The 17549-nt window shown below is 48.7% G+C and carries 15 protein-coding genes and 1 riboswitch; of the genes, 2 read left to right on the top strand and 13 right to left on the bottom strand.

The window, feature by feature from the left end; translation table 11 throughout:
- Window positions 1-25: 25 nt before the first annotated feature.
- The 4 genes from BLV22_RS12290 to BLV22_RS12275 form a co-directional block, all read right to left on the bottom strand.
- Window positions 26-2842, bottom strand: coding sequence for an ATP-binding protein (locus BLV22_RS12290; protein ID WP_091615823.1), 2817 nt, complete (start codon window positions 2840-2842; stop codon window positions 26-28).
- The gene (locus BLV22_RS12285) at window positions 2835-3203 is read right to left on the bottom strand and encodes a response regulator (protein WP_091615820.1); all 369 of its coding nucleotides are present in this window, start codon (window positions 3201-3203) and stop codon (window positions 2835-2837) included. The genes BLV22_RS12290 and BLV22_RS12285 overlap by 8 nt, the downstream gene beginning before the upstream one ends.
- A 20-nt stretch (window positions 3204-3223) precedes the next feature.
- Window positions 3224-4816: a diguanylate cyclase gene (locus BLV22_RS12280; RefSeq protein WP_091615818.1), complete on the bottom strand. Its 1593-nt coding sequence runs from the start codon at window positions 4814-4816 to the stop codon at window positions 3224-3226.
- Window positions 4817-5019: 203 nt separating this feature from the next.
- Window positions 5020-5907, bottom strand: a complete 888-nt coding sequence (locus BLV22_RS12275) for a nuclease-related domain-containing protein (protein WP_091615815.1) — start codon at window positions 5905-5907, stop codon at window positions 5020-5022.
- A gap of 162 nt (window positions 5908-6069) precedes the next feature.
- Between BLV22_RS12275 and BLV22_RS12270 the strand changes: the two genes are divergently transcribed.
- On the top strand, window positions 6070-6666 hold the full coding sequence (locus tag BLV22_RS12270) for a DNA-3-methyladenine glycosylase (protein WP_091615813.1): 597 nt from the start codon (window positions 6070-6072) through the stop codon (window positions 6664-6666).
- 6 nt (window positions 6667-6672) lie between these two features.
- Here BLV22_RS12270 and BLV22_RS12265 read toward each other — a convergent pair whose 3' ends face one another.
- From BLV22_RS12265 to BLV22_RS12235, 7 genes are all read right to left on the bottom strand, one after another.
- Window positions 6673-7668, bottom strand: a complete 996-nt coding sequence (locus BLV22_RS12265; protein WP_091616212.1) for an acrylyl-CoA reductase family protein — start codon at window positions 7666-7668, stop codon at window positions 6673-6675.
- A gap of 108 nt (window positions 7669-7776) precedes the next feature.
- A complete protein-coding gene (locus tag BLV22_RS12260; protein WP_091615810.1) occupies window positions 7777-9090 on the bottom strand; it encodes an NCS2 family permease in 1314 nt (437 codons plus the stop codon).
- 88 nt (window positions 9091-9178) lie between these two features.
- Complete coding sequence (guaA, locus tag BLV22_RS12255; RefSeq protein WP_091615807.1) at window positions 9179-10723, bottom strand: glutamine-hydrolyzing GMP synthase; 1545 nt, start codon at window positions 10721-10723, stop codon at window positions 9179-9181.
- A gap of 206 nt (window positions 10724-10929) precedes the next feature.
- Window positions 10930-11030, bottom strand: a riboswitch (purine riboswitch).
- Between the two features lie 31 nt (window positions 11031-11061).
- Window positions 11062-13215 carry a transglutaminase TgpA family protein gene (locus tag BLV22_RS12250; protein WP_091615804.1) on the bottom strand — a complete coding sequence of 718 codons (2154 nt, stop codon included), beginning with the start codon at window positions 13213-13215 and terminating at the stop codon, window positions 11062-11064.
- 15 nt (window positions 13216-13230) lie between these two features.
- The gene (locus BLV22_RS12245; RefSeq protein ID WP_091615801.1) at window positions 13231-14415 is read right to left on the bottom strand and encodes a DUF58 domain-containing protein; all 1185 of its coding nucleotides are present in this window, start codon (window positions 14413-14415) and stop codon (window positions 13231-13233) included.
- Complete coding sequence (locus tag BLV22_RS12240; protein ID WP_091616209.1) at window positions 14412-15371, bottom strand: AAA family ATPase; 960 nt, start codon at window positions 15369-15371, stop codon at window positions 14412-14414. The genes BLV22_RS12245 and BLV22_RS12240 overlap by 4 nt, the downstream gene beginning before the upstream one ends.
- 90 nt (window positions 15372-15461) lie before the next feature.
- Entirely contained in the window at window positions 15462-15911 is a 450-nt protein-coding gene (locus BLV22_RS12235) for an Lrp/AsnC family transcriptional regulator (RefSeq protein ID WP_091615798.1), read from the bottom strand.
- 153 nt (window positions 15912-16064) lie between these two features.
- On the opposite strand from BLV22_RS12235, the gene BLV22_RS12230 reads away from it, so the two are divergent.
- A complete protein-coding gene (locus tag BLV22_RS12230) occupies window positions 16065-16700 on the top strand; it encodes a YitT family protein (RefSeq protein WP_245724092.1) in 636 nt (211 codons plus the stop codon).
- A gap of 33 nt (window positions 16701-16733) precedes the next feature.
- Here BLV22_RS12230 and BLV22_RS12225 read toward each other — a convergent pair whose 3' ends face one another.
- Both BLV22_RS12225 and BLV22_RS12220 read right to left on the bottom strand, forming a co-directional pair.
- On the bottom strand, window positions 16734-17306 hold the full coding sequence (locus BLV22_RS12225; protein WP_091615795.1) for a Fic/DOC family protein: 573 nt from the start codon (window positions 17304-17306) through the stop codon (window positions 16734-16736).
- A 1-nt stretch (window position 17307) separates the two neighbouring features.
- Entirely contained in the window at window positions 17308-17514 is a 207-nt protein-coding gene (locus BLV22_RS12220; RefSeq protein ID WP_091615792.1) for a hypothetical protein, read from the bottom strand.
- Window positions 17515-17549: the final 35 nt, after the last annotated feature.

The raw sequence follows: 17549 nt of genomic DNA, 5'->3' as shown, positions 1-17549 counted from the left end.
TCACATTAACACACCGGCAAAAACGTTACACTTCATTAAACGAAGGAACATACACTTCCCCCTGATTATCTGCCTGCTCAATAATACGTCGTACCTGCTGGGATAAACTGTTGGGAGGATATGGCTTGGTCAGATAATGCCGGATATCCATACGGGCCATTCGCTCTTTATCCTCGTGCAGAGCCGAGGAAATAATAATCGGCACATCTTCGGTATGGCGGAAGGATTTCAGCTGTTCAATAAAATCCCATCCGTCCATTTCTTCGCCAAGCATCAGATCCACTACAAAAACGTCCGGCCGCAGCCCCCGCTTTAAGGCATTCAGCGCTTTGTAAGGATTAAAGTAGTGCACTACTTCGTATTTGGCGTGACGAAGTTCTTCTGAAAGAAGCATCCCGAGACTCCGGTCGTCTTCGAGTATCAGCACCGAGTGAAGATCACTTTCTTCCGGCAGTTCTTCAATATCGAAATCGACTCCTGAGATCGGGAAGAATAAGCAGAAGCAGCTGCCTTCCCCTTCTATCGAATCAACCTCTATTCTGCCTTTATGGTCTTCAACAATTTGCTTTGTTACCGCAAGTCCCAGGCCGGTGCCGCGGATTTTCCTCCGGTCTTCATCATTAATACGGTGAAATTTTCCGAAAAGAAGGGGAAGCTCTTTTTCCGGAATTCCAAGACCTTCGTCTTTTATTTTTACTCTCACCATATTCTGCTCATTGGCAAGCTCAATTTTTACCTCGCCGCCCTCTGGAGAGAATTTTACCGCATTGCCAATAATATTGGTGACACCCTGCACGATTTTACCTTTATCGGCATAGATTCGTCCATACTGCAGCCGGTCCTTTACAACAAACGTGTGCTCAGGCTGATTAGGTTCAAAGGTATCCACTACTTCTAGCATCAGGCTGCTGATATCGACTTCTTCCATGCCGTATTCCTGACGGCCGGATTCCATCCGCTGCAGGTCAAGAAAATCGTTAATCAGCGACGTCAGCCTTTCGCCTTCCCGGTGAATCGTTTCTATATACTTTTTCTGGCGGGCCGGCTTTAAATCTTTGACGAGCAGCAGCTCCGCAAAGCCTAAAATACTCGAAAGCGGTGTCCTGAGTTCGTGACTTACGGTGCTGACAAGGTCTGATTTCATCTGATCAAGCTCAAATTCCTTTGTCCGGTTGCGGTGAACAAAGATAGTACCCTTTTCTTCAGATTCCATCTGCACAGTACGTCCATACAGCTCATAAACGGTTACAGCGCTCTCTGTCGTAATTTTATATTCGATGCTGTAATCCGGCACTTCTCTGCCGCCGACAAACGCCTTGAAATAGTTTTCCACTTTTTCCCGGCAGTCTTCATCGATTTGTTTGATCCACTCCGACGTCCATTCCGCCAACGGAAGTGTCTGCTTCTCATTACGCACTCCTGCACCGATCATACTCCATGTCCAATGATTCGCATGCTCAAGGGTGCCGTTTTCATTTATATACTGAATGCCTTCATCGACGCTGTCGATAATGCGCTGGTACAAAAAGCGTTCCTCTTCCGTTTCCTCAAACAGAAGAATACGGCTGAAGGAGATGGAGGCCTGACGAAGAATTCCCCGCATTGTTTCGCGCTCCTGCTCCGAAAAGTTCTGACCGGTCCGTGCAAATACCGCGGCTCCGATCATTTCCTTTTTGCTGCTGAACACCGGCAGATATATTTCATACACCGCTGCTTCTTTTATCCCCAGCCCTTTTTCCCCGTCGCGTGCTTCCCGCTCGATCACATGAGACTTTTTCGTGTCGGCGATTAAAGAGAGCGGGCTCCCAGGGGAATGATCTTCGAAATACTGTTTTTCTTTTTCACTCACTCCGTACCAGGCAGCCTGCCAGCTGGGCTCTAAAGCTGCAACCATTCCTTTTTCAAAATGAAAGAGGGCGTACATCTTTGAAAGCAGCTGTTCCATTAATGCCTGTTTCCCCATCGAACCGCTGAACGTTTCGTTCAGCTCATTTAATGTCCGCAGATATTCCTGCTGCTCCTGAAGCTCGTTTTGCTGGGTGACAAGCTCTTCGTTCCGGTCCATAATCGCATTTTGATTGTGCTGGATACTTGCTGCCATTACGTTAAAGGAGCGACTCAGTTCTCCTATTTCATCGCTTCGGTGGTTGTCACAAATCGATATTTCTTCGCCGTTTCCTACCTTGGCTGCCGCATCTCTCATTTCCCGCAGCGGGCCGGTAACCTTCCGCAGCAGCAGCCAAACGATGGCACCGAGCGCCATCAGTATCGCAATCAAATAAAGCAGGTAGGCAAAATGCGAGCTTTCGTTTACTTCAAAATACTGCTCATTCACGCTCATTCGTTCGGCCTCGGCCTGATCATACCCGTTCGACAAGCTGTTGACGAGGGCTCCAACCTGAGAACTGACCTGCTCGCGGTTTTCAATAGTAGAGCTGCCGGATTCTACCGCTTCGTTCAGCTGGGGCAGCCAGTCGTTTTCATAGTCATTAAGAAACTGTTCTGTCTGGGCGGCCAGATCGGTGTCCGCTTTATTCAGGCTCCGGTACTCCTCGAGCTGTGTTCTCGCGGCGCTTAGGTTTCTTTCAATGTCCTCCCGTTCACTTTCGTCTCCAAAGGCAAGATACCCGCGGCCGGCAATGATAATCTGCTGGGTATAAAATTCCAGATCCGCAAGCACGTTCTGCGTCTCCCGCCACTGTCTTGACTCGTTTTCAAGATCCTGCTGGTTCGAGCTCATATAGACGTGCTGGCCGATACCCCCGGCCGCGGCAAGTACTAATACGAGCAGAAAGATTATGCCGAACCTCCGATGGAGGCGGCTTTTTATGTATTTAAGCATCCAGCAGCTCCTCCACAATCGTAATAAGCAGCGCCGGGCTGAACGGCTTGGATAAAAATTCCGTCACACCGGCTTTTCTCGCTTCCTCTTCGTCTTTATCCCGGGATTTCGCTGTGATCATCAGCGTTTTCATATTTTCGAGTCTGCCATCTTTTCGAAGCATGGAAACAACCTCCACCCCGTTATACTCAGGCATCATGTTGTCGATAATTAAAAGGTCATAGGAAGCAGCGCCCGCTTTTTCGTATGCTTCCTTCCCGTCTGCCGCTTCGTCAATGATATATTCCTCTTCGTCCTCCAATGTGTCCACCACAAGCATTCGCAGGACTTCCGCATCGTCGGCTACCAGTATTTTGTACATTTTCTACCACCCTTCCCTGCTTAAAGCACCCGCTGAATCAATCGTTTCGCACGTGCGACCAGCTCTTCTTTTCGAAATGGCTTCATCAAATAATCATCGGCTCCGAGTTCAAGCGCATGCACAATATCCTCTTCGTTCCGGTTCCCTGTAAGCATTAATACGATCATGTTGCTCGACGGATATTTCCCCCGGAGCTTTTCAAGCACTGCAAATCCATCCATTCCGGGCATGGTAACGTCCAGCACGACAAAATAGCGCTGCCCGCGTTCGTAGTTTTCTTCTTCAAAAAATGCTTCGCCAGATGAAAAATATGTTGTCCGTATCCGGTACCTTGCAATATTTAACTGGTGAAACTGATCAGCAACAAAGGAAGCCATCGCTTCATCATCATCGATGATAAATACATTTATGTAGGGGAGATCGATAGTCGTTTCGCCCGAATAGGAAACGACCGTGTTCCGGCCGGCATCCTTTGCTTTAAGCATGGCTGCATCTGCTTCATTGATCAGCACCTGCAGGGAAGCGTGATTGGCAGTTGCTGTTGACGTCCCTGCCGTAAACCCGAGCCGGTAAGGTAGACGCCGCTCTGATACAAAATCGGCAAAGGAGTGCTGCAGACGCTTCATAATCTTTTCCGTTTCTTCAGAAAAGGTCTGCTGAAAAATAAATAAAAATTCGTCCCCGCCCAGGCGGATCAAATGATCACTCGGACGCTTCCGGGAAAACATGTGGCTGACAAACCATTTAAGCACCTGATCTCCTTCCTCGTGGCCATAGCTGTCATTAATCTGCTTGAAGTGATCAAGGTCCGTCAGCGCTATAGAAAAAGGCTTACCGCTCCGTTTAAATTCCGCCCATAGACGGGATTCCTCCATTTCGAGCATTTTTCGGTTATAGGCTCCCGTAAGCTCGTCCACCGTCAGCGCTTCTTTCATTGGGGCCTGCCACTCCAGGTGCCGGTGAATGACCTGCACCATTTCCACCGTGGAATACGGCGGTTTGATCACAAAGGATGCCCCGTCTTCATAAAGTTTATCCGCCCTCTCCCTGTCTATTCCGCCGCTGCAAAATACAGCGACAGGCAGCAGAGCATCTCTCGCTGCGTCTTTGACACGCTTAATGATTGTCCTGCTTCCCCGCACGGCCAAATCTTCTGATATAAGCACCATCTCCGGATGGAATTCCTCTATTTTTTCCATGAGCTTTCTCCGGTCAGAAGCAAGCAGCACGTGATGGCCAAGCGTTTCAAGCTGCTCCTTCACCTCATACAAAACGTGCAGCGACACATGCCCGAGAAGCACAAATGAAGATTCTTCTTCAGAGGCATCATAGGTAATGGAAAGCTTCTCCGCCTCGTTTTCCTTCCCAAGCATGTTCATGATTTTCTCTGCGTACACTCTTTGTTCTTTTCCAGGTTTCTCTGTCCCCACCAGGGACTGCATCGCTTCCTCCGCCATTTCAGCCGCCTGCTCAAGGCCGATCGTGGCACCGGTGCCTTTGATCGTGTGAAGCCACCTGTACATTTCATCAAAATCTGCAAACTGTCTTTGTTCTAAGTATGTATACTGCTTTTTAATATTTGCAATAAAGGTTTGCTGATACTGTTTTACCATAAAAATATCCCTTCTAACCGTTATTATCTATTTCCATTATATACTATTTAACCGTGTCAAAAGTAGCTAAATACAAGAAAAATACCACTGTTTTAAAGAAGAAAATTTTTAAGCTTTCTACAGAGGCATGGAAAAAGTATAAATTGGCATTTTAACGAAAAAAACCGCCCTGGTGATTGCCCGGGCGGCTTCTGCATACTGATCTATGAAACGTAATTTGTCGTAATGATGGAGCGCTCCATTTGATAAAGCTGCTCCTGGGAGTACAGAGGCTCATTCTGGGAAAACTGCTCGTGAAAGAACGCGCGCAGTGCTGCTTCTGTCGTAAAACGATGAGTATAAGCATCCACCGACACGTCCTGGACAAACCGGTCATCCTGAGTGTTCGAATGGCCGAAGAAAATAATTGGCGTAACTTCACCCGGATTGTGCTTTTCCCTGCGAAGAAAATCTTCTGTGATCGAAGCCGTTGCTTTGGCATGCTCAATCGGACTGTCGTGTACTTCAAACGTTCCTGAACGAACGTGTCCCCGGCTTGTGTTCTGAAAAACCATCGTCGTTTCCACGTCTTCCTCGACATCCGGGTACAGCGTATCAAGCACAAAATCAAGCGTCCCGGCATTGTGTTTACTGACTCCGTGAATAATATGGCCTTTCCATTTCTGCGTTTCAAGCACATACAGCCCCCGGCTCGTCAAAACGACGTGATCCACCTGGCGGGTCGAGAGCTCTGTCCGTTCATCCAGCGGCACGTATACGTGTCCGGAAATCAACATTTCATCCACAGCAATCTGATTTGCTTCTACAAGATCATTTTTAATGCTTCGAAGCAGTTCATGGGTTTTCATTTCTTCCGGTTCCCGCGAGATTTTCTCCAGATGATAAATGTAATCCGTCAGTTTCCCTTTTTCTTCCTCATATTTGCCGCGTATTGCCTGGATATCCTCACGGTACTGCGAGCTTTTTCCTTCAATCTCTTCTTCCATTTTTCTATCGTACTGCCGGACTTTTTTTAAATACTGATCCCGCTGAATTAAAATGACTGCTCCAATGATGATTAAAGCTATAATGACTGTGACCGCTATACCCATATAAGCACCTCTTCCATCTCCTGCCTTAATATTTTTACTTTAACCTGGGATTTGGTACACTAAAAAACGCTTCTCATTCGCTATGTAAAACTATATACATTATATTTCTATCATAATCAATATATTCCTTTTCGTATACACCAAAAGAAAGGATTCTTTCCTATGACCCTTTATTCTGTTGTTCCAAAGGACTTTTATGAAAAACCGACACTCGAACTATCGCGGGCACTGATCGGCTGTGTACTCGTTCATGAAACACCGGAGGGCCCTGCAGCCGGCAGGATCGTTGAAACGGAAGCCTATATAGGGCCCGTGGACCGTGCTGCCCACAGCTACAATTACCGCAGAACAAAGCGGACCGATGTAATGTTCTTTCCCCCGGGACACGTATATATGTACACGATGCACACCCATGCGCTTCTAAATATCGTCAGCGGGGTGGAGGAATCTCCGGAAGCTGTCCTCATCCGCGCTGTCGAGCCTGTAGCAGGCCTTGAACTCATTCAAAAACGCCGGCACCGTGTCCGCGGCATTCAGCAGACAAACGGCCCCGGCAAGTTGACGAAAGCGCTTGGCATTGATATGAGCTACTACGGGCATGAACTTGATCACCCGCCGCTGTATCTGTCACCGAAAGATTGTGAACCTTCGGTTGAAAACGGCCCACGCGTCGGTATTTCCGGAAGCGGCGAAGCACGCCATTACCCGTGGCGATTCTTTGAAACCGGAAATCCTTACGTTTCCAAATGGAGGGCCTGAGCTCTATTATTTCAAAGCGACGATTCGGCGGCCCTGAATACGGCTTTCCAAAATAGCGTCAAGATCCTCTGCCAAATCGTCCAGGGTGGTCTCGCTCGCAATCGTATCAAGCAGTGATTGAATTTTCAGATCGTCTGCGAGCCGGTTCCACACATACTGTCTTTTTTCTGCCGGACAATAAACAGAATCAATTCCAGCCAGATTGACACCGCGTAAAATAAACGGATGGACCGTCGTAGGCACGTCTGTCCCTCCGGTAAGTCCGCTGACGGCTGCGGTGCCGTGATATTTCATTGTACTCAGCAGGTAGGCAAGCGTCTCTCCCCCAACTGGATCCACGGCACCAGCCCACATCGCCTTGCCGAGCGGCTTTCGTTTATCCGGATTCACGTCTTCGCGGGACAGGATACGGCCCGCTCCGATATTCCGAAGGTAATCATGGGCTTCAGTGTTCCCGGTAACGGCTGCAACGTCATATCCGAGGGAGTGAAGCATCGCTATAGCCATGCTTCCAACGCCGCCAGTAGCGCCGGTTACAACGACCTCGCCCTGGTCCGGTCTGACCCCTTCCTCTTCCAGGCGCACGACCGATAATCCTGCTGTAAAACCGGCTGTGCCAAAAATCATGGCTTCTCTCGGGGTCATCCCCTCCGGCAGTTTTACTATCCAGTCGGCAGGCACTCTTGCTTTTTCCGCATAGCCGCCGTGATGGGCAACGCCCAGCTCATAGCCTGTGACGAGCACCTCGTCGCCCTCCTGATACCTCGAATCACTGGATGAGGCGACAACCCCGGCGAGATCGATGCCTGGAACCAGTGGATAACCCTGTGCAATCTGGCTTCCAGGCGCCGCTGCCATGCCGTCTTTATAATTGATGCTCGAGTAGTGTACATCGATGGTGACGTCGCCTTCAGGCAGATCCTTTTCCTCAAGTGTGCGTACTTCTTTTGTAACTTCTCCCTGATCGTTTTTATCCACGACCAGCGCCTTAAATGTGCTCATATTTTCCACCTCCATAAAATGATCCTCTACCCTATTCCCACAAAAGCTTTATTCCATGCAGATAAAACAAAAAGCACGTGCCTCCCTCAGGAAGCACATGCCGGTTTGCTACGGTGTTAAAAACAGAAAAAAGATGATAAATACAAAAAACAAAGCGTACATAATCGGGTTCAGCTGCTTCCCTCTTCCAGTCAGCACCATCGTGATCGGATAGAAGATAAAGCCCATGGCAATCCCGGTCGCGATACTGTAGGTGAGCGGCATCGAAACGACGGTTAAAAAAGCCGGCACAGCAATTTCGAGACGCTGCCACTCAATTAAGCGAAGCGACGATACCATCAATGCCCCTACAATAATAAGAGCCGGAGCCGTTACGGCACTTGTTACCACGCCGAGAAGCGGCGAGAAAAACAAAGCGGCAAGAAACAACAGCGCCGTAATTATCGAAGCGAAGCCGGTACGCCCTCCGACAGCTACGCCGGCTGAGGACTCAATGTATGCTGTCGTTGTAGATGTTCCCAGAATCGAGCCGATTACGGTAGCAGATGAATCCGCCACCAGTGCCCGCCCGGCACGCGGCAGTTTGTTGTCTTTTACGAAGCCGGCCTGGTTGGCTACTGCGAACAAAGTTCCGGCTGTATCAAAAAAGTCTACAAATAAAAACGTAAGAACAACAACGATAAATCCAATAATAAAGCTTGAATCCCACGAAAAATCGGTAAGAGAGGTGAAAGCAGCCCCGAATGTCGGCGCGATACTAGGCACCCCGGAGACAATCTGGCCCGGAGGCTGAATCTGCCCGACCAAAATGCCCGCCAGAGCTGTAATCACCATCCCGTAAAAAATACCTCCGCGAACGCCCAGGGTCATCAGTATAACGGTAACAAGCAGCCCGAACGCCGCAAGAGCAGCCGGTCCGGAGGTAAGTGTGCCAAGCGTGACGAGAGTAGACTCGTCAGCCACCACTATTTGCGCTCCCTGCAGTCCGACAAAAGCAATAAACAGTCCAATACCGGCAGAAACAGCGTATTTCAGCTCTTCCGGAATCGCGTTAATAATTTTCTCTCTAATGCCAAATGTCGTTAAACCGATAAAGATTATCCCGGAGCAGAATACCCCAAACAAAGCAAGCTCCCAGGGAATCCCCATTGTCAGCACAACGGAATATGTAAAAAAGGCATTGAGCCCCATCCCCGGTGCCAGAGCTATCGGATACCTGGCAAGCAGTCCCATAATCAGTGTCCCAATGGCCGCTGCCAGTGCTGTCGCTACAAACACAGCGGACTCATTCATTCCGGCTTCGGCTAAAATACTGGGGTTGACGAATAAAATATACGCCATCGCAAGGAAAGTCGTTAAACCGGCTAACGATTCTTTCTTGTAGTTCGTCTCATTCTTTGTAAATTCAAAAAAACGATCCATCCTCTTATCTCTTCCTCTCTTTCCTCTCCCCAGGCAAAACTCTCTCTGATTCTATTATATACTAACTAAGCGCTCACGGCGCAAGCCCCTACTCCCATTCAATGGTCGAAGGCGGCTTGGACGTAACATCGTATACTACACGGTTGACGTGCTGCACCTCATTGACAATTCTGGTGGAAATTTTTTCGAGAACGTCATATGGAATACGGGCCCAGTCCGAAGTCATACCGTCAATAGAAGTTACCGCACGGATGCCGACAGTGTAATCATATGTCCGGCTGTCTCCCATTACGCCCACGCTTCTCATATCCGGAAGCGCCGTAAAGTACTGCCAGATCTCACGGTCAAGACCGGCATTCTTGATTTCTTCCCGTAAAATATAATCCGATTCCCGGACAATTTCGAGCTTCTGCTCTGTAATTTCCCCGAGTACACGAATACCGAGTCCCGGCCCCGGGAACGGCTGACGCCACACGATTTCATCCGGCACTCCCAGCTCCGTTCCGAGCTTGCGGACTTCATCTTTAAACAGCGTATTTAAAGGCTCGATCAGATCAAATTTCATATCTTCCGGCAGTCCGCCGACATTATGGTGGGACTTGATCGTCTGTGCTGTATCCGTACCACTTTCAATGACGTCTGTATACAGCGTGCCCTGGACAAGAAAATCCACGTTTTCAAGCTTTCCTGCCTCTTCTTCAAACACGTATATAAATTCATTTCCGATAATCTTCCGTTTTTGCTCTGGATCACTCACTCCCTCGAGTTGATCGAGGAAACGTTTGGCTGCGTCAATTTTCACAATGTTCATTTGGAATCCACGTCCGAGAGACTCCATGACACCTGTCGCTTCCTCTTTACGAAGCAGGCCGTGATCAATAAACATGCATGTGAGCTGATCTCCGATCGCTCTGTGGACAAGAGCAGCAGCTACCGAACTGTCCACACCGCCACTCAACGCACACAGCACATTACGGCTGCCCACCTGTTCCCGGATAATTGCCACCTGCTCATCGATAAAGTTGGCCATCGTCCATTCATTCGAGCATCCGCAGACCCGGTAGGCAAAGTTTTTCAGCATGTCATCACCAAACTGGGTGTGGCGTACTTCGGGATGGAACTGAACGCCGTACATTTTCTTCTCCGGAGCACTCATCGAAGCTACCGGGCATGATGGGTTGGTCGCGTCCACCGTAAAACCTTCCGGCGGCTCGACAATTAAGTCACCATGACTCATCCACACGCTCTGGGTTTTCGGCAGCCCTTCAAATAATACTGGATTCGCCTGCACATGGATATCAGCCTTACCATACTCCCGGTGCTGGGCTTTTTCCACTTTTCCGCCGTAATGCAGTGTCATCAGCTGCATCCCGTAGCAGATACCCAGAATAGGAATATCCAGGTCAAAAATAGCTGGATCGCAGGTGAGCGCACCTTCGACATACGCGCTGTTCGGCCCGCCGGAAAAAATAATCCCCGCCGGATTCAATTCTTTAATTTTTTCTGCACTGATCGTGTTCGGATGGAGTTCACTAAAAACACCGAGATCTCTGATCCTGCGTGTAATCAATTGATTATACTGGCCGCCAAAGTCCAGAACAATAATCGTTTCACTGATATTTCCTACACTCATCGCTTCTACCCCTAACTGTTTTCAAATATGTACGTGCAAGGTTCACTTTAAAGGAATGCCCGCTTCCGGGCAACTATCTGTTTTCGATTACCGGGCGTACGTCAAATACTTCAATGAAAGTATTTTTTACAGACCAAAAAAGCTGCTCTCGCATTATACGAAAGCAGCTTTATGACTGGAGACAAATGGCGGGGCTTCTGTCGCCGTCTGTCCTTCACTGCCCTCGTAGTCCAGCCATTTTCCGGCGGCCGGGTAGAGACATTTGGGCCTGATCCCAAACTATACGAGGTATTCACCTGTAAACATGAAATAAATTTTAACAGCCCGTCACGGACCGGTCAAGAACGGATTTTCTTTACCAGTCGTTTCCATGCAGCGACTGTTTCAGGCTCGGCTCCGTCCCCGTTCTTACGCCCGTAATACAGACGTTCATATTTTTCTGTCAGACGTTCCATATCACTGCTGCCGTAGACGTCATTCACCCGCAGGGCAAATTCCCGCAAAGTCTCCCCGTTGGCTCGTTTCACACGAGCTGTATGCAGCAGCCGGATCAGTGCCTGGTAGGCACTTTGAAACTCTGGATCGGAATGCATGTGCCGGTATTTGAAAAGAAGATAGCTGGCCCGCAGCTTCTTCCGGAAAAGCCATCCGGCTCCAAGGAGAATGACAATCACTGCAAAAAAGGGCCACAGCGGAAGCCTCCAGTCAATTCCGCCCCCACCGGACGTGTCCGCCTGCTCTTCTTCGCCTTCTTCCCCTGTTTCAGGAGCCGCTTCCTCTTCTTCGGGGGCAGCTTCCTCTTCCTCCGCTTCCTCTTCTTCAATTTCAGGTGCTTCTTCCGACGCTTCATTGTTTTCATATGTGTAATTAAACTCTGAAGAAAAACCTTTCGTCGGTTCAAACGGCACCCATCCGACCTCCGGAAAATACACTTCCACCCAGGAATGCGCATTTTCATTTGTAACTTCCACCTGGTTTTCATTTCCCGGAGCCTGGTCGCCTTCTGTGAACCCTTTAACCCAGCGTGTCGGTATATCCAGCGTCCGGAGCAGCACCGCCATCGAAGTCGAGTAATTATCGCAGTACCCGGTCCGCGATTCAAACAAAAACTGGCTGACATAATCCCCGTCTTCCGATGGAGCCGGAATGTTTGTCGTTTGATAGGAGAAATCAGGCCCGCGCAAATACCTTTCTACCGCCCTTGCCTTCGCATAGCGGTTGTCCTCTTCTTCAGTAAGGTCTTCGGCAAGCTCCTGAATTTCTCCCGGAAGATCGTCCGGAAGCTGTGTAAAATATTCCGTGACTTCCTCCGGGTCTTCTGAATTATCAGTGACAGCGCTCATCTGCTCTACGGGGAAATCTGCCGTTGCATATGCAACCGTATAATTGGTTAACGAGGCCGGGTCCCCGCCAGTCTCAAACTCCGCCTGGGTTGTCCAGGTGTCCACCGATGTTTCTATATCTTCTTCGATAGAAAGAAACGAACCCGGATAAAAGGCAAAGTCAAACTCCTGGGTTTCTGCCATTTCAATGTTTACTTCCTTTTCTTCTGTCTCGATACTTTCATGGTACAAGCCTGCCTCAGAAGAGGTTTCATCAGGGGACTCTATTTCCCATCCAAGGCCGGTGTACACATTTTTCGCTTCGCCCCGCCAGTAGCCGTTAATATCTCCAGAGGCAGTAAATACAGGCATATCATTCATTTGAAACCCGCCGCCGAGACGCTCATCGGTACTGTCATAGCCAATCTTCTGCACGCCCTGACTGCTCCCGGTGCTGCTCTCTCCCCACGTTAAAAACGGAACGGGGTCAGGCCACCGTGGTTCACTTTTGGGAGCAAGCACTCCAACGCCTCCGGCGATAATTAAAAAAACAGCCATAATCAGCGTCCATCGGATAAAGACCTTCCTCTGTGCCTGCCTGTCTGCCGCCCGTGAGACAATACGTTCCCACTGAAGCAGTCCTAAAAGCAAAAACCCTATAACAAACGTACGGATTATCGCAAACATTCCATCGTACTCGAAAAAAGTATCCATGACGCCAATATAAATAATCGTAAACGTCAGAAAAAACAAAATCCGGCGGGACTGTACCACCCAGAAATAAATCAAATAACTCATAATAGCGAGCAGGAGCATAAACAGAACACTGCGGAACATATCTGTCAGAGCGTACCACTGGCCGCTGATAATATAGCCGGCATTAGTCTGCATTTCTGCAGCCAGGGAAAGCAGCCAGCTCAGCTGCAGCAGCGATTCCTCATAAAAAACGGTGTTTATTCCCGTTAATATAACCAGCAGTACGCTGCCGATAATCGCCCACCAGGGCGGACGCAGGTAAATTACGATAAAAAAGGCGGCAGAAACAACCATAAATATGGTCACTGACCCTGTCCCGGCGGCTTCCGGCAGAGGCAGCAACCATTCTGCCAACAGAAAATAACCAAGAATATAAACAATCAACTTTTTCCAGGTATGCTCCGGTTTAACCAAATAATTATGCCTCCTCTATAACACTTCAAAGCCAGCCTCGCCCGGCTGCACATAATAAATATGAATATTGGTGTGCCGCAGCGCTTCTGCACCTTCCCGGCGGGAGAACCCACTCTCATCAGGGAGCAGAGCTACAATAACAGATCGTTTTTGCCCGGCCCACTGTTTTAATTCTTTAATTCTAACCTTAGAAAGTACCGGGGTAACATAAATCAGCGCTCCGAGCCCCGGGGCCTGGCGTAAAAACGGCGAGGCCTCTGGTTCTGTGTGCAATTCCACATACGCCAGACTCTGATAAATACGCTGGAAATGCTCTTTCGAGGTCCCGGGAGGCTGCAGAAGCTGCCCGGAAGCAGTGACCCCGTAGCCAATCGGCATTTTCATCTGATAGGCATACTCCGTCAGAGAAGCAGCAAATTCCACCGCAGTTTCAAATGGTTCGGATGTTATGTCAGTTGCGTTTTCAAGCAGCAGAAAATAGCCCTGTCCCTTTTCAGCTTCAAATTCTTTCGTGACAAGCTTTCCGGCCCGGGCTGTTACTTTCCAGTCAATATTTGCCATCCGGTCCCCGGGTGTATAATCCCTGACCCCTGCGACGTTAACAGATTCATTTTGCAGCCGCTGCGACAGCGAGACTGCTTCCGAGGAATTATCTGCCGTTGTATTCCAGTTCGCTAATTTTCTCATTCTTGGAAGCACTGTCACTGTGGAAGAAACCAAAATATCGTAATCTTTTTCTACAAAGCCAAACAGATCGCCGGAACGGACGCGGAGATAGTCGATGGTATGCTTTCCCCTCCTTCTGCCCATGAGGCTGTAGGAATAGGACGCCTCCCTCTGAAAAAAAGGAAAAATCAGGGCTTCAGCCGATGTTTCCCAATCCCGGAGCCCATAAGGCTGATGATCCCGGATTTTCACATATATCAGCGGAAGCGGAATTCTTTTTTTCAATGTGACTACAGCTTCAGTATGACCGTCAAAGGAAAGCATATCAGCATCAAGCCTGCGTTCAGCCTTTAAAGAACGAAGCGGATAAATTAATAATAATAATTGTATGACTGCGAGGGTCGTTACACTGTAAAACAAAAACCAGCTGACAAACCCCCCTTGAAACATGGCGTAAATAAATAATACAGCTAATGCAGCCAGAACAGCTGCCAGCTGCATTACTTTTCTTCCAATTTTTAAAAACCGATTCATGGGCGTACCGCCGAATCACTGTCCGATGCCGGAACGCGGACACTCGATAAGATGTCCCGCACCACGGTCTCTCCGTCTTTATCCGCCATCTGCTGGTCTGTCTGCAGGGTGAGACGGTGCCCCATAACAAATGGCGCAAGATACTTCACATCATCCGGAGTCACGTAGTCTCTTCCTCTCACAAAAGCATATGCCTGCGATACCTTCATCAGCGCAATCGATCCCCTTGGACTTACGCCAAGATAAATATCACGGTGATTTCTGCTCTCCCGTACAATGGAAACAATATACTGTTTCACTGAATGGTCCACATGCACGTTTTTCACCAGCTCCTGAGCCTTCAGGACGTCTTCAAGACTCATGACAGATGAAAGCTCGTCAATCGGATGCGTGAATTCCACGCGTTCGAGCACTTCTATCTCCTGCTCTTCTGTCGGATAGCCGAGCCGGAGCTTAAACAGAAAACGATCGAGCTGTGCTTCCGGCAGAGGGTATGTCCCTCCGTACTCTACCGGATTTTGTGTGGCCATTACAAAAAATAAACGTTCGAGGCTTCTCGTTTCACCGTCCACCGTCACACTTTTTTCCTCCAGCGCTTCGAGAAGGGCTGACTGCGTTTTCGGGGAAGTACGGTTGATCTCGTCTGCCAGCAGAACGTTTCCCATCAATGGGCCGGGCCGGAACTCAAACTCCATCGTCCGCTGATTATATATAGACACACCTGTAACATCTGATGGGAGAAGATCCGGGGTGAATTGTATTCGTTTAAAACTCGCGCCAATGGATTTGGCAATTGCCCGCACCATCATCGTCTTCCCTACGCCGGGCACATCTTCAAGCAGGATATGTCCGCGGGCCAGGAGCGCTGTCAGGCTTAATTCAATTTCAGCTTTTTTTCCGACCACGACCTGCTGCACGTTTTCGATGACACGCTGCAACGCTTCACGTTCGTTCACCAATATCTTTCTCCCCCCTGCTGTATATGCTCTCGCTCTCTAAATCACATTAATCTTATCACAATTACCCACCCCTAGAAAGAAAACCGACTATCCCTGCTCCCGGTTTTCCGGGAGTATTTTTCTTCGCTCCACCGGTGACTTCAGCACAATCGACGTATTAATGTTTCCGTACGAGATCAGGGTATCAACCAACTCTCTCAGGCTGTCCATTCCTTGCACCGCTGCTTTAATAAAATAGCTTACTTCCCCGGTGACCCGGTGACACTCAAGCACCCGCGTATCCTCTGCAATCATTTTTTCAAAACGGGAGATCGTATCCTTTAGTTCGCTCACCTGGATCATCAGAAGCGTATCCCGGCCAACGGCTTCCGGAGAAATCACTGCACTGAAGTGATCAATAATCCCTCTCTCCTGCAGCCTCGTCATTCGTTCAGAAACGCTTGGACGGCTTAAATTTAATTTTTTGGATAAATCGCTTACCGATATTCTCCCGTCCTCCTGAAGTATCTCGAGCATTTCGATATCAATATGATCCATTTAAACGCACTTCACCTTTCTTTTTGAATATAAAAAATCAATTATGTATTCATTTTTATTGTTTTTAAACCAATTATCCTTCATATAATTATTCATCCATGGATTATTTTTCCTTATAATAGAAGTAACCTATTGTTGAAGGGGAGACGACCGTTGATAAACATAACCAATATACTACAAGTCCTGGCTGGATGTTTGTTAGCTGCCTTCGGCATTACACTGCTCCAGCACGCTGATTTAGTCACCGGAGGCACGGCAGGCCTCGCGCTCGGCTTAACATATGTCCTGCCTCTGTCTTTTTCGGCTGTGTTTTTTATAATTAACCTGCCTTTTTACGTGTTTTCCGTTGTGCATATGGGATGGAACTTCACCCTGAATACGATCGCCGCAGTATCTTTGCTTTCCGCTCTGACAAGTCTGGATTACTTTCTTCCTGCTTTCAGCATCCATCCGGCTGCCGGAGCCATTTTCGGTGGTGTCAGTATAGGAGCCGGCATATCGATTTTATTTATGAACAACACCTCGCTCGGCGGGGCTAACATTCTGGCGTTATTTCTTCAGCGGCGGTTCCAGTGGAACCCCGGCAAAGTAAATTTATCCTTTGATATACTGGCGGTGGCTGTCGGGCTCGCTTCTGTAGGTTTAATCGCAGGCGCTTATTCCACACTCTCCATTATCGCTACCGCTTTTGTGCTCAGCATAGCTAAAGGAAAAATCGCCGCTTCAAGGCCCGTTCCTAAAGCGAAGCCGCGTGCCACGCGCCAGGGCGCCCTGATCGAAAAACAATAAACCAAAAGCAGCTTCCCTCAGGAGGCTGCTTTTTCAGCTTTCAGTCAATCCCTCCGCCAGTGCTGCGGCTGCTTTCTTTTCATCATCAGCCACAGAGGCTTCAAACAGCCTTGCCTGCTGGTGAGGGGTATACTTCATGTCGAAGCCGTGGTGCCAGGCAATTTGACGAACGAACTCCCGCTGCGTTCTACCGTTTCCTTCCCGGAACGGATGAATATGATTAAGGTCATTATAGACCGGGGCAAAGGCTTCGGCGAAAGCTTCCCTGTCTCTGTACGTCAATTTATTTTTTGCCTGGACAGAGTCTCTTAGATGACGCAGCCCTCTGTCGATAAACGCTGCAGGCAGAAAGGATGTGTGTCCTTTAGCAAGGTCCACCGTCCGAAATTCTCCCGCCCAGGCGTATACATCAGAAAACAGCCGCCGGTGAATACGTCGTATATGCTCTTCATCAAAGGATCCAAGCACCTTTTTTGCTGTCATCATCTGCTGCAGTCGGTACGTGGTAATAATCTGTTCGATTTTCTCTGCTTTGGCTGCTTCCCGAAAATTCATTTTGTTTATAAGCACTCCGCTGTCTCCGTAAGTGTAATAGGATTCACTCATATTATAAACGTCCTTCCGCTACAGAAGCTGTCACTTCTTTAATCGTCATTTGCCCGTCGCGGAGCTTCCGCACAGCTTCGATATCTTTTTCTGAAAAAACAAATCCTTCTATTTCTGCAGAAACAATCGCGTTCTTAAGCTCCTGTTCTTCGGGCGTATCCGGGAAATCATATTTGTCTATTGCGGACGATCCGTGTTTTTCATGCATTGTTTGCCCTCCCCTGCCTGTAATGAAACTGTTTT

Source organism: Marinococcus luteus (genome assembly GCF_900106595.1).
Taxonomy (GTDB): domain Bacteria; phylum Bacillota; class Bacilli; order Bacillales; family Marinococcaceae; genus Marinococcus; species Marinococcus luteus.
Note: the sequence above shows the minus strand (reverse complement) of the source record. Positions and strands in the feature narration are given on the sequence as shown.

Excerpts from the sequence above, each read along its gene's own strand:
- BLV22_RS12290 (WP_091615823.1), bottom strand. The coding sequence starts at position 2,842 with ATGCTTAAATACATAAAAAGCCGCCTCCATCGGAGGTTCGGCATAATC.
- BLV22_RS12285 (WP_091615820.1), bottom strand. The coding sequence starts at position 3,203 with ATGTACAAAATACTGGTAGCCGACGATGCGGAAGTCCTGCGAATGCTT.
- BLV22_RS12280 (WP_091615818.1), bottom strand. The coding sequence starts at position 4,816 with ATGGTAAAACAGTATCAGCAAACCTTTATTGCAAATATTAAAAAGCAG.
- BLV22_RS12275 (WP_091615815.1), bottom strand. The coding sequence starts at position 5,907 with ATGGGTATAGCGGTCACAGTCATTATAGCTTTAATCATCATTGGAGCA.
- BLV22_RS12270 (WP_091615813.1), top strand. The coding sequence starts at position 6,070 with ATGACCCTTTATTCTGTTGTTCCAAAGGACTTTTATGAAAAACCGACA.
- BLV22_RS12265 (WP_091616212.1), bottom strand. The coding sequence starts at position 7,668 with ATGAGCACATTTAAGGCGCTGGTCGTGGATAAAAACGATCAGGGAGAA.
- BLV22_RS12260 (WP_091615810.1), bottom strand. The coding sequence starts at position 9,090 with ATGGATCGTTTTTTTGAATTTACAAAGAATGAGACGAACTACAAGAAA.
- guaA (WP_091615807.1), bottom strand. The coding sequence starts at position 10,723 with ATGAGTGTAGGAAATATCAGTGAAACGATTATTGTTCTGGACTTTGGC.
- BLV22_RS12245 (WP_091615801.1), bottom strand. The coding sequence starts at position 14,415 with ATGAATCGGTTTTTAAAAATTGGAAGAAAAGTAATGCAGCTGGCAGCT.
- BLV22_RS12235 (WP_091615798.1), bottom strand. The coding sequence starts at position 15,911 with ATGGATCATATTGATATCGAAATGCTCGAGATACTTCAGGAGGACGGG.
- BLV22_RS12225 (WP_091615795.1), bottom strand. The coding sequence starts at position 17,306 with ATGAGTGAATCCTATTACACTTACGGAGACAGCGGAGTGCTTATAAAC.
- BLV22_RS12220 (WP_091615792.1), bottom strand. The coding sequence starts at position 17,514 with ATGCATGAAAAACACGGATCGTCCGCAATAGACAAATATGATTTCCCG.